The sequence below is a fragment of the Undibacterium sp. Di27W genome, assembly GCF_049340345.1.
Lineage (GTDB): Bacteria > Pseudomonadota > Gammaproteobacteria > Burkholderiales > Burkholderiaceae_D > Undibacterium.
Genome location: NZ_JBMPOS010000005.1, coordinates 365,774 through 377,160, shown reverse-complemented (window position 1 = coordinate 377,160; position 11,387 = coordinate 365,774). Strand labels below are relative to the sequence as shown.

11 protein-coding genes and 1 tRNA gene are annotated in these 11,387 nt (G+C 48.3%); 11 read left to right on the top strand and 1 reads right to left on the bottom strand.

The features are described from left to right. Nucleotides 1–33 precede the first annotated feature (33 nt). The 5 genes from ACO0LF_RS13325 to lon all read left to right on the top strand — a co-directional run bounded on the left by ACO0LF_RS13325 (nucleotide 34) and on the right by lon (nucleotide 6,347). A tRNA-Leu gene (locus tag ACO0LF_RS13325) sits at nucleotides 34–120 on the top strand. A 28-nt stretch (nucleotides 121–148) separates the two neighbouring features. Continuing rightward, nucleotides 149–1,498: a trigger factor gene (gene tig, locus ACO0LF_RS13320; protein WP_423008530.1), complete on the top strand. Its 1,350-nt coding sequence runs from the start codon at nucleotides 149–151 to the stop codon at nucleotides 1,496–1,498. A gap of 17 nt (nucleotides 1,499–1,515) precedes the next feature. Then, nucleotides 1,516–2,142 carry an ATP-dependent Clp endopeptidase proteolytic subunit ClpP gene (clpP, locus tag ACO0LF_RS13315; protein ID WP_423014610.1) on the top strand — a complete coding sequence of 209 codons (627 nt, stop codon included), beginning with the start codon at nucleotides 1,516–1,518 and terminating at the stop codon, nucleotides 2,140–2,142. A 279-nt stretch (nucleotides 2,143–2,421) separates the two neighbouring features. After that, entirely contained in the window at nucleotides 2,422–3,687 is a 1,266-nt protein-coding gene (gene clpX, locus ACO0LF_RS13310) for an ATP-dependent Clp protease ATP-binding subunit ClpX (RefSeq protein WP_423014608.1), read from the top strand. A gap of 239 nt (nucleotides 3,688–3,926) precedes the next feature. Beyond that, nucleotides 3,927–6,347 (top strand): endopeptidase La, encoded by a 2,421-nt coding sequence (lon, locus tag ACO0LF_RS13305; RefSeq protein ID WP_423014606.1) that lies wholly within the window; start codon nucleotides 3,927–3,929, stop codon nucleotides 6,345–6,347. Between the two features lie 246 nt (nucleotides 6,348–6,593). On the opposite strand, the gene lexA is transcribed toward lon, so the two are convergent. Then, nucleotides 6,594–7,250 (bottom strand): transcriptional repressor LexA, encoded by a 657-nt coding sequence (lexA, locus tag ACO0LF_RS13300; RefSeq protein ID WP_423014604.1) that lies wholly within the window; start codon nucleotides 7,248–7,250, stop codon nucleotides 6,594–6,596. A 263-nt stretch (nucleotides 7,251–7,513) separates the two neighbouring features. Here lexA and rpsF point away from each other — a divergent pair, with 263 nt between their 5' ends. The 6 genes from rpsF (at nucleotide 7,514) to ACO0LF_RS13270 (ending at nucleotide 11,331) form a co-directional block, all read left to right on the top strand. Beyond that, a complete protein-coding gene (gene rpsF / locus ACO0LF_RS13295; RefSeq protein ID WP_110252958.1) occupies nucleotides 7,514–7,882 on the top strand; it encodes a 30S ribosomal protein S6 in 369 nt (122 codons plus the stop codon). Between the two features lie 28 nt (nucleotides 7,883–7,910). After that, nucleotides 7,911–8,210, top strand: a complete 300-nt coding sequence (gene priB, locus ACO0LF_RS13290; protein ID WP_423014602.1) for a primosomal replication protein N — start codon at nucleotides 7,911–7,913, stop codon at nucleotides 8,208–8,210. 9 nt (nucleotides 8,211–8,219) lie between these two features. Next, the gene (gene rpsR / locus ACO0LF_RS13285) at nucleotides 8,220–8,504 is read left to right on the top strand and encodes a 30S ribosomal protein S18 (protein ID WP_110252960.1); all 285 of its coding nucleotides are present in this window, start codon (nucleotides 8,220–8,222) and stop codon (nucleotides 8,502–8,504) included. Between the two features lie 26 nt (nucleotides 8,505–8,530). Further along, the gene (gene rplI, locus ACO0LF_RS13280) at nucleotides 8,531–8,983 is read left to right on the top strand and encodes a 50S ribosomal protein L9 (RefSeq protein WP_423008541.1); all 453 of its coding nucleotides are present in this window, start codon (nucleotides 8,531–8,533) and stop codon (nucleotides 8,981–8,983) included. A 167-nt stretch (nucleotides 8,984–9,150) separates the two neighbouring features. Further along, nucleotides 9,151–10,539, top strand: a complete 1,389-nt coding sequence (locus ACO0LF_RS13275; protein WP_423008596.1) for a replicative DNA helicase — start codon at nucleotides 9,151–9,153, stop codon at nucleotides 10,537–10,539. Nucleotides 10,540–10,704: 165 nt separating this feature from the next. Continuing rightward, complete coding sequence (locus ACO0LF_RS13270) at nucleotides 10,705–11,331, top strand: DUF47 domain-containing protein (RefSeq protein ID WP_110252962.1); 627 nt, start codon at nucleotides 10,705–10,707, stop codon at nucleotides 11,329–11,331. Nucleotides 11,332–11,387 lie beyond the last annotated feature (56 nt).

Genomic DNA, 11,387 nt, shown 5'->3' with positions numbered 1-11,387 from the left:
GGCATTGCGCCGGTGAACATAAACATACATCCCGCGAGGATGGCGAAATTGGTAGACGCACCAGGTTTAGGTCCTGACGCCAGCAATGGTGTGGGGGTTCGAGTCCCCCTCCTCGCACCACAGAATTTTTACTATTTGGACGATTTTCATGGCAACTGCAGTCGAAACTTTAGATAAATTGGAACGCCGCTTGACGATTTCCTTCCCGGTCGCTGATGTGCAATCGGAAGTGGAAAAGCGTTTGAAACAACGCGCGCGCACAGCAAAAGCGCCTGGTTTCCGTCCTGGTAAAGTACCTATGAAAATGGTAGCTGCGCAATACGGCTATCAAGTAGAAACAGAAGTGCTGAACGACAAAGTCGGTCAGGCTTTTGCTGCTGCTGCAAATGAAAACAAATTGCGTGTTGCTGGTTATCCAAGCATAGAGCCAAAGTCTGGATCAGACGTGGCTGAAGGCAGCTTGGCATTTGATGCAACTTTTGAAGTGTATCCAGAAATCACAGTTGGCGACCTGTCTGCTGCAGAAGTAGAGCAAGTCAAGTCTGACGTGACTGATGCTGAAATCGATAAAACCATCGATATCCTGCGCAAGCAACGCGTACATTTCCACGTTAAAGGTGAGCAGGGCGCGCATGGTGACGGTGGTGCAGACCAGTCCGCACAAAATGGCGACCGCGCTACTGTAGATTTCGTTGGCAAGATCGACGGCGTCGAATTTGCTGGTGGTAAAGCTGACGGTTTTGCATTTGTATTGGGCGAAGGCCGCATGCTGCCTGAGTTTGAAACAGCAACTATCGGTTTGAAAGTTGGCGAATCCAAGACTTTCCCATTGGCTTTCCCAGAAGACTACCATGGCAAGGATGTTGCAGGTAAAACTGCAGAATTCACGATCACTTTGACAAAACTGGAATGGGCGCACATGCCTGAAGTTGATTCCGAATTTGCCAAAATGCTGGGCGTAGAAGACGGCGACCTGGTCAAGATGCGTACAGACATCAAAGAAAACCTGGAGCGTGAAGTACGTGGTCGCGTTAAAGCCAAGACTAAAGAAAGCGTTATGGACGCCCTGGTCAAGGTAGTGGCGTTCGACGTACCTAAGACTCTGGTTGCACAAGACGGCGAGCGTCTGGCAGAAATGACACGTCAGGACATGGCGCAACGCGGCATGAACGTTAAAGACGTACCTTTCCCAGCTGATTTGTTCAATGCACAAGCTGAACGTCGTGTTCGCCTGGGCTTGATCCTGGCTGAACTGGTCAAGGCTAACAGCCTGCAGGCGACAACTGAGCAAATCAAGGCGCAAGTTGAAGATTTTGCACAAAGCTACGAAGATCCGCAACAAGTCGTTAAATATTATTTCAGCGATCGCAACCGTCTGGCTGAAGTTGAAGCCCTTGTATTAGAAGAAAACGTCGTTAACTATGTGCTTGGTAAAGCGAAAGTCACAGACAAGGTTCTGCCTTTCGACGAATTGATGGGTAACAACGCACAAGCGTAACAAATAAAGGAAAACACATGACAGGCATCATCCGTAATTCGGCACTGGACACAAACATGCTGGGCATGGTGCCTATGGTGATTGAGCAAAGCGGTAGAGGTGAGCGTGCTTACGACATCTATTCCCGCTTGCTCAAGGAACGTGTGATTTTCCTGGTTGGCCCGGTCAATGACCAGGCTGCCAACCTCATCGTGGCACAATTGCTGTTTTTGGAAAGTGAAAATCCTGACAAGGATATTTCACTCTACATTAATTCTCCGGGCGGTTCGGTGTCTGCTGGCATGGCCATTTATGACACCATGCAGTTCATCAAGCCTGATGTGTCTACACTCTGTACTGGCCTGGCGGCATCCATGGGTGCTTTCTTGCTGGCTGCGGGTGCAAAAGGTAAGCGTTTCTCCCTGCCAAATTCACGTATCATGATTCACCAACCTCTGGGCGGCGCTCAAGGCCAGGCATCTGATATCGAAATCCAGGCGCGCGAAATCCTGTATTTGCGCGAACGTTTAAATGGCATCCTGGCAGAAAAAACTGGTCGTAGCCTGGAGCAAATCTCTAAAGATACCGACCGTGACAATTTCATGTCGGCAGATGCTGCCGCAGAATATGGCCTGATCGATAAGGTGCTGGCGCATCGCGCTTAATTAGTTATCTTAAGCACCTGTCCAAGTAGCTTGTAAAAAAAGAACGCCTGTTCCGTGATGGTCCGGGCGTTTTTTTATTCTGTTCTATAATGTCTCATTGCTCCCATTGTTGCATATTGATGTCATGACGAAAGCCGTTTTTGCAGGTAATATGCAAGTCCAAGAAGCTGAGGAAATTTGTGTTGAATTTTGCGCAGGCAAGACCCAATTAATATCTGGTCTGGTCACAGCTTAATCACCAGTTTTATAGATTAATTTTGTTTATTTTATATACGTATCATGCCCGATAAAAAATCCTCCAGCGGAGAAAAGTTGCTCTATTGCTCGTTTTGCGGCAAGAGTCAGCATGAGGTTAAGAAATTAATAGCAGGGCCATCCGTATTTATCTGTGATGAGTGCATAGATTTGTGCAATGACATCATTCGTGACGAAGTGTCCGAAATTGATAATATTGCCAGTGCAAAAACAGAATTGCCTACGCCCCAGGAAATCACTGATTTGCTGGATCAATACGTCATTGGTCAGCTCAATGCCAAGCGCATCCTGGCAGTAGCGGTATATAACCATTACAAACGCCTCAAGCACCTGGGTAAAAAAGACGATGTCGAACTGGCCAAGAGTAATATCTTGCTGGTTGGTCCTACCGGTTCAGGCAAGACCCTGCTTGCGCAAACGCTGGCACGCATGTTGAATGTACCTTTCGTCATCGCCGATGCGACTACCCTGACTGAAGCGGGTTATGTTGGTGAAGACGTGGAAAACATCATTCAAAAATTGCTGCAAAATTGCAATTATGAAGTTGAGCGCGCACAAAAAGGGATCGTTTATATCGATGAGATCGACAAGATTTCCCGTAAATCCGATAATCCTTCGATCACCCGTGATGTTTCTGGCGAAGGTGTGCAACAGGCTTTACTGAAACTGGTTGAAGGCACCATGGCTTCTGTGCCGCCCCAGGGTGGCCGCAAGCATCCCAACCAGGATTTCATCCAGATTGATACCACCAACATCATGTTCATCTGTGGTGGCGCGTTTGATGGCCTGGCCAAGATCATTTCTGACCGTTCTGAGCGCAGTGGCATAGGTTTCTCTGCCAGCGTCAAGAGTCAGGCAGAAAAGAGCGCCAGCGAAGTCATGCAAGATGCTGAGCCACAAGATTTGATCAAGTTTGGTCTGATTCCTGAATTGGTTGGCCGTCTGCCTGTGATTGCCACCTTGAATGAGCTGGATGAAGCCGCCTTGATCCAAATTCTGGTTGAGCCTAAAAATGCGCTGATCAAGCAATATGCCAAATTGCTGGAGATGGAAGGTACTGAACTGGAAATCCGCCCTGCAGCCCTGCAAGCGATCGCCAAGAAGGCGATTGCCCGCAAAACAGGTGCCCGTGGCCTGCGTTCCATTCTTGAGCACGCTTTACTGGATGTCATGTACGACTTGCCTAGCCACCAAAATGTGGAGAAGGTAGTGATTGACGAGGGTACCATCACCAATGGTGCAAAACCCTTGCTGATTTACCATGAGCAACCCAAGGTAGCTGGTGCCTGATGGCATTGTTTGCCATGAAGTAAAAGAAAATGGAGAGCTTGCTCTCCATTTTTTATTTATTTTGCCTTGTTTTAAATTGATTCGAAGTACAATGGTTTAACAAAACGATTCTGGCTTCATTCGTAAAGCTACCCGGGGAAGCTCTCTGAGTGGCTTTTTTTATTGTTTTTTTCCAGAATGGGCTTGTGTTTCCGCCCAGTGCGCCAACATTGTTAACCAGTATTTATGAAAGGTGCGCCATGACGACTACTCTGATTACCGAACAAACCCAATTGCCGTTATTGCCACTGCGTGATGTTGTTGTATTCCCGCACATGGTAATCCCTCTGTTTGTGGGACGCCCCAAATCCATCAAAGCCCTTGAAGCTGCCATGGATCAAGGCAAGAGCATCATGCTTGCTGCCCAGAAAGCTGCTGCCAAGGACGAACCTTCGGCAGATGACATTTATGAAATTGGCTGTATTGCCAATATCCTGCAAATGCTGAAATTGCCCGACGGTACTGTCAAGGTACTGGTCGAAGGTGCGCAACGTGCGCGCATCAGCAAGATCCATGACTCTGAATCGCATTTCTTTGCTGACTTGACACCTATCGCCGTTGACGAAGGTGACGAATCGGAAGTAGAGGCGATGCGTCGTGCCATCGTTCAGCAATTTGACCAATACGTCAAACTGAACAAAAAAATTCCACCAGAAATCCTGGCATCCCTGTCCGGCATTGATGATGCTGGTCGCCTGGCTGATACTATCGCTGCGCACCTGCCTTTGAAACTGGAACAAAAGCAAGTCATCCTGGAAATTTTCAGTGTGGCCAAGCGTCTTGAACACTTGCTGGGCCAGCTCGAAGGCGAGCTCGATATCCTGCAGGTTGAAAAGCGCATCCGTGGTCGCGTCAAGCGCCAGATGGAAAAATCCCAGCGCGAGTATTACCTGAACGAGCAAGTCAAGGCGATACAGAAAGAGCTGGGCGAGGGTGAAGAGGGCGCTGATATTGACGAACTGGAGAAAAAAATCCTGGCCGCCAAAATGCCTAAAGAAGCCCGCGACAAAGCACAGAATGAGTTGAAAAAACTCAAGATGATGTCGCCTATGTCGGCAGAGGCAACTGTCGTACGCAATTACATCGACACCATCGTCAATTTGCCATGGAAGAAAAAATCCAAGGTCAATAATGATTTGACGAATGCTGAAAAAGTATTGGAAGACGAACACTTTGGCCTGGATAAGGTCAAAGAGCGCATTCTGGAATATCTTGCAGTGCAACAGCGCGTTGACAAGCTGAAAGCACCTATCCTGTGTCTGGTAGGTCCTCCAGGCGTGGGTAAAACCTCGCTGGGGCAGTCCATCGCCCGTGCAACAAATCGCAAGTTTGTACGTATGGCCTTGGGTGGTGTGCGTGATGAGGCAGAAATCCGTGGCCATCGCCGTACTTACATAGGCTCCATGCCAGGCAAGATTTTGCAAAGCCTGTCCAAGGTCGGCGTGCGCAATCCTTTGTTCCTGCTGGATGAAGTGGACAAAATGGGTGCTGATTTCCGTGGCGACCCATCATCTGCCTTGCTGGAGGTCCTGGACCCTGAGCAAAATCATACTTTCTCGGATCACTATATTGAAGTTGATTTTGATCTGTCCGATGTGATGTTTGTGGCGACGTCCAACTCCTACAATATCCCGCCAGCCTTGCTGGACAGGATGGAAGTGATACGTCTCTCAGGTTATACCGAAGATGAAAAAACCAGCATTGCACAACGTTATCTGCTGCCTAAGCAAATCAAGAACAATGGTTTGAAAGAGGGCGAGATCACGGTGGCAGAAAGTGCTTTGCGCGACATCATTCGCTATTACACACGTGAAGCTGGCGTGCGTTCGCTGGAAAGGGAAATCTCCAAGATTTGTCGCAAGGTCGTGAAAATGCTCTTGTTGAAAAAGACCGAGAAAAAAGCCACGGTTAATTCCAAGAACCTGGATAAATATCTGGGTGTGCGTCGCTATGACTTTGGCGTTGCAGTCAAGGATAACCAGATTGGTCAGGTAGTCGGTTTGGCCTGGACGGAAGTGGGCGGCGATTTGCTGACCATAGAAGCGGTAGCCATGCCAGGTAAAGGTGGCGTTATCCGTACTGGTACTCTGGGCGATGTCATGAAAGAATCGATCGAGGCAGCCCGCACAGTGGTACGCAGCCGCGCCAAGCGTCTGGGTATCAAGGCAGATGTGTTCGAGAAGAGTGATATCCATATCCACGTACCTGAAGGCGCTACACCAAAAGATGGCCCGTCTGCTGGTATCGCCATGACCACGGCCTTGGTGTCAGTTTTTACTGGTATTCCAGTGCGTGCTGATGTCGCCATGACAGGTGAGATCACTTTGCGTGGTGAAGTATTGCCTATCGGTGGCTTGAAAGAGAAATTACTGGCGGCTCACCGTGGCGGTATCAAGACTGTGTTGATACCTGAGGAAAATGCCAAGGATCTGACTGAGATCCCGGACAATGTCAAAAACAAGCTGGAAATTATCCCGGTCAGGTGGATAGACAAGGTTCTGGAAATCGCATTGGAAACCCAGCCTGTTCCTTTGGTGGATGAGCCTGTTCCTGTAGCCGCTGCAACGCCGGCTGCAGCGACTACGGAAACTCCTGCAGATACGACGGTTGTTAAGCACTAAGTTTCTGAGGCAACAGCTTGTTGCTCTGAAATGAAAAACGTCCGGAAAATCCGGACGTTTTTTTTATGTCTCTCGCTTTTTAATCACTCAAAGGGCTGGTGCTTATTGGGAGGGGCAGAGAGGATGCAGGAAAGGCTTGCCGGCGGGCAGAAACACGTAAGTTTGAGATATCAGCTTGAGATATCAGCTTGAGATGCTGCCCGGGCGTGACGTAAACGAGAGGGTAAAATCACGCCCGGGCTGACCTCAAACCCAGTTGCGCATGAGGCCAACAGCCAGGCCTTCCAGCGCGAAATCTTCTTCCGTATCACCAATCTTGATGACAGGGTAATCCGGATTTTCCGGCATCAGCTCTATCAAACTGCCGGTCTTCTTATAGCGCTTGACGGTCACGTCATCACCCAGGCGTGCAACTACGATCTGGCCATTGCGAGCACTGTCGGCTTTTTTTACTGCGAGTAAGTCGCCATCCAGTATGCCCGCATCACGCATGGACATCCCGCGTACCTTGAGCAAGAAGTCTGGTTTGGCAGAGAACAGGGCTGGGTCTACATGGTAAGTGGATTCTATATGTTCACTGGCCAGTATCGGCGAGCCAGCGGCAACGCGGCCAACCAGTGGCAGGGCAAGCTGCAATAGGGCTGGGTGGGGCAAGGTCAGTTGCTTGCCCGTGATATGGCTGGACAACTCTGACTCCAGCAGGCGTATGCCGCGTGAAGTGCCTGCTGCAATTTCAATGACGCCTTTGCGTGCCAGGGCTTGCAGATGTTCTTCTGCCGCATTGGTTGAGCGGAACCCCAGTTCTGTCGCAATCTCGGCACGGGTAGGGGGAAAGCCCGTGTTTTGAATGGCGTCTTTAATCAGGTTCAGGATTTGTTCCTGGCGGGAAGTGAGTTTGAGCATGGCGTTTTCTAGTGTTAAGGTGCTGTATATACAAGCAGTCTGTATTTTTATACAGTAAAGCTGAATATGCAAGTCAAAATCCCTGAGATCGCCAGTAAATGTGAAAAAATACCTCACTATCAATGGAAAAACGGCCTATAACTTAGCTAAGCCACTGATCTAATTGATCAATATGAAAAACTGGGTTATTATTATCGGCTTTCCTCTTCCCGCACTCGTCTTGACGCCGAGGCGGGCTATTTTATTGTCCACAAGGAGAATATATGCGTCATTATGAAATCGTATTTATCGTACATCCAGATCAGAGCGAGCAAGTTCCTGCAATGATCGAGCGCTACAAGGCAAGTGTTGTAGCCCGTGGTGGTCAAATCCATCGCGTTGAAGACTGGGGCCGTCGTCAATTGGCTTACATGATTCAAAAATTGGCAAAAGCACACTATGTTTGCTTGAACATCGAATGCGATGCTGAAACTCTGCTCGAGTTGGAAACAGCATTTAAATTCAATGATGCTGTTTTGCGTCACCTGACAGTCAAATTGAAAAAAGCAGAAACAACACCTTCTCCTATGATGAAAGCTGTTCAGAAAGAAGATGCTGCAAAAGCGCAACGTGTTGAAGCGCCTGCTGCTTAATAATTGACAAAGGTCGCGTAAAAAAATAGTGAATCAGCTGAAGCTCGTAGCCCGGATTGTGGAAAAAAGTGCATTGCGCTACACCCCGGCCGGTATCCCGATAGCTTCTGCTACCTTGATGCATAGTTCAGAAACTCGTGAGGCGAACACAGTTCGGCAGGTCGAGTTTGAGATTTCTGCGATGGCTGCTGGTGAAATATCCCAGCGTTTTACAGAAATTGCTCTGGAACAGCCCATGGAATTCACCGGTTTTTTAGCGCGCAAAAATCGCAATAGCAAAAGTCTCGTTTTTCACGTCACTGAATTCGGGACACATTTACTAGATTAGGAGCCAAAAATGGCATTCGGTAAAAAATTCGACAAAAGCAAATTGAAGCAAAAGCGTCAACAACAAAACCCTTTGTTCAAGCGCAAAAAATTCTGCCGCTTCACAGCAGCACATGTAGAAAAAGTTGACTACAAAGACATCGACACACTGAAAGATTTCGTGCAAGAAAACGGCAAAATCATGCCAGCACGTTTGACCGGTACAAAAGCGCTGTATCAACGTCAAGTTGACACTGCAATCAAACGTGCACGTTACCTCGCGTTGCTGCCATACACTGATTTGCACACAGCGTAATTGACGACAAGGTAAAGGAGAAAAATATGCAAGTTATTCTGTTGGATAAAGTCGTTAATCTCGGCAATCTGGGTGATGTAGTTCGCGTTAAAGACGGCTATGCACGTAACTTTTTGATTCCACAACGTATGGCTCGTCGTGCTACGACAGCTGCAGTTGCTGAATTCGAAGCAAAACGCGCTGAACTGGAAAAAGCAGCAGCCGCCAAATTGGCAGCAGCTCAAGCTCAAGGCGAAAAACTGTCCGGTCTGACCGTACAAATTACACAAAAAGCTGGTGTGGATGGCCGTTTGTTCGGTTCCGTTACTAATGCTGATATCGCTGAAGCCCTGACTAAACAAGGTTTCGCTTTAGAAAAAGCACAAGTACGTTTGCCACAAGGTCCGTTGAAGATCGCTGGCGAACACAGTGTTTCCGTTGCTTTGCACACTGACGTTGTAGTTGACGTTAACGTTGCAGTAGTGGGCGAACACGCGTAATTTGTTTTTTACAAATTGCTGGAAAAAAGCCGGGAATTCCCGGCTTTTTTCATGTTTGGGGGAAATATCGCCCGATTTACCTGTTTGTCACAAACTTGTCACAAACTCGCCAATTTCTCGTAATTTGAACCCTCTGGTAGTTTGATTTAACGGTTATAATGCGCGCCATGAAAGCTGGTTCTGATCCTCAAGTTGACGCTCTACGCGTCCCTCCCCATTCCATAGAAGCAGAGCAATCTGTTCTGGGTGGTCTATTGCTGGATAACGCGGCCTGGGACCGTATCGCTGACTTTATTGGCGAAGAAGATTTTTATCGTTATGACCACAGGATTATCTTCCAGTGCATGGTCAAGCTCATCAATAGTTCTCGTCCGGCTGACGTCATTACCGTCTTTGAGGCGCTGACGAGCACAGGCAAGGCAGAAGATGCCGGTGGCCTGACCTACTTGAATGCATTGGCACAAAATACTCCCTCAGCCGCCAACATTCGTCGCTACGCAGAAATCGTGCGTGACCGTGGCGTGTTGCGCAAACTGATTACGGTTGCAGATGAAATTTCCGGCAATGCCTTTAATCCCCAGGGTAAAGAAGTCAAGCAAATGCTGGACGAGGCTGAGTCCAAGATTTTCGCGATTGCCGAAGAGGGCGCACGTGGTGCCCAGGGTTTCCAGGCTATTCAACCCTTGCTGACACAAGTGGTCGAACGTATTGACGAGCTGTATAACCGTGATAATCAAAATGATATTACTGGTGTACCTACTGGTTTTGCCGATCTGGATAAAATGACTTCAGGCTTGCAACCTGGTGATCTGGTGATTGTTGCCGGTCGTCCATCCATGGGTAAGACAGCCTTCTCCCTGAACATCGGAGAGAACGTGGCCATAGACAGCGGCTTGCCAGTCGCTGTGTTCTCCATGGAGATGGGTGGAGCTCAGCTGGCCATGCGTATGCTGGGCTCGGTAGGGCGTTTGGACCAAAGTCGCCTGCGTGTCGGTAAATTGACCGACGAAGACTGGCCACGCCTGACGCATGCCATTCAAAAGATGAATGAAGCACAATTGTATATCGATGAAACGCCGGCGCTGAGTTCCATAGAATTGCGTGCCCGTTCGCGTCGCCTGGCGCGTCAGTGTGGCAAGCTGGGCCTGGTGATCGTCGATTACTTGCAATTGATGTCAGCCAACTCTGCTGGTGAAAACCGTGCGACCGAGATTTCCGAGATTTCCCGAAACTTGAAGGGCCTGGCAAAAGAACTACATTGCCCTGTGATTGCCTTGTCCCAGTTGAATCGCTCGCTGGAGCAAAGACCAAATAAACGCCCCGTCATGTCTGACTTGCGCGAATCTGGTGCGATTGAGCAGGATGCTGACGTCATCATGTTTATTTATCGTGACCAGGTGTATAACCCGGATTCGCCTGATAAAGGTACTGCAGAAATCATAATTGGTAAGCAGCGTAATGGTCCTATCGGTAGTGTGCGCCTGACTTTCCTGGGTGAATATACCAAGTTCGACAACTATGTTGGTTCCCTGTCGATTTACGGTGATAGTGAATAATTCTAAGATCGTAAGCAGGTTCTAAGCAAAAATGCTGGTGTTGGTGGGTAGACGCAAAGTAGTAAATCAAGACTTAAAAAAAGTAGAACAGTGTTGCCAGGCATGCTTGATTGCACGCGCTTGCCTGGGCAATTCTAGAAATCTTATATTTTCAGTGAGAATAAAATGTTTGGACGCTTGATGCCCACCGAGGGCAAATTTTTTGAACTCTTCAATCAACATGCAGAGTTATGTGTCAAAGGCTCCAAGGAAATGGTTGCCTTGATGACAAACTTTGATGATCTGGAGATCCGTGTTCACGCCATCGAGAGCATAGAAAAGCAGGCAGATACTGTCACCTACAATACGATAGAGCTGTTGCACAAAACTTTCATCACTCCCCTGGACCGTGATGACATTCATAAATTGATCACGCGCATGGATGATATTCTGGACTTGCTGGAAGATGCTGGCCAGACTATCTCCCTGTACGATATCCGCGAAATCACGCCAGAAGCCAAGCGTCTGGCAGAACTATGCCTGGGCTGTGCTGAGAAAGTCAAAGCTGCGGTTGCCTTGTTGCACAACATGGATAACTCCCGTGAAATCCTGGCCTTGTGCGAGGAAATCGATCGCCTGGAATCGGATGCTGACCATGTCATGCGTGCTGCCATGTCCAAATTGTTCCGCGATGAACCTGATGTTCGTAACCTGATCAAACTCAAAGCGATTTACGAAATACTGGAAACAGTGACAGATCGTTGCGAAGATGTTGCCAATATCATAGAAGGCATTATTGTTGAGAACGCTTAAGCGTCTGACTTTTTTATTTTGACGCTTAATTGACGCTTAACAGTTCTCTGTCAATG

Coding starts and splice junctions, on each gene's coding strand:
- tig (WP_423008530.1), top strand. CDS start 149: ATGGCAACTGCAGTCGAAACTTTAGATAAATTGGAACGCCGCTTGACG.
- clpP (WP_423014610.1), top strand. CDS start 1,516: ATGACAGGCATCATCCGTAATTCGGCACTGGACACAAACATGCTGGGC.
- clpX (WP_423014608.1), top strand. CDS start 2,422: ATGCCCGATAAAAAATCCTCCAGCGGAGAAAAGTTGCTCTATTGCTCG.
- lon (WP_423014606.1), top strand. CDS start 3,927: ATGACGACTACTCTGATTACCGAACAAACCCAATTGCCGTTATTGCCA.
- lexA (WP_423014604.1), bottom strand. CDS start 7,250: ATGCTCAAACTCACTTCCCGCCAGGAACAAATCCTGAACCTGATTAAA.
- rpsF (WP_110252958.1), top strand. CDS start 7,514: ATGCGTCATTATGAAATCGTATTTATCGTACATCCAGATCAGAGCGAG.
- rpsR (WP_110252960.1), top strand. CDS start 8,220: ATGGCATTCGGTAAAAAATTCGACAAAAGCAAATTGAAGCAAAAGCGT.
- rplI (WP_423008541.1), top strand. CDS start 8,531: ATGCAAGTTATTCTGTTGGATAAAGTCGTTAATCTCGGCAATCTGGGT.
- ACO0LF_RS13275 (WP_423008596.1), top strand. CDS start 9,151: ATGAAAGCTGGTTCTGATCCTCAAGTTGACGCTCTACGCGTCCCTCCC.
- ACO0LF_RS13270 (WP_110252962.1), top strand. CDS start 10,705: ATGTTTGGACGCTTGATGCCCACCGAGGGCAAATTTTTTGAACTCTTC.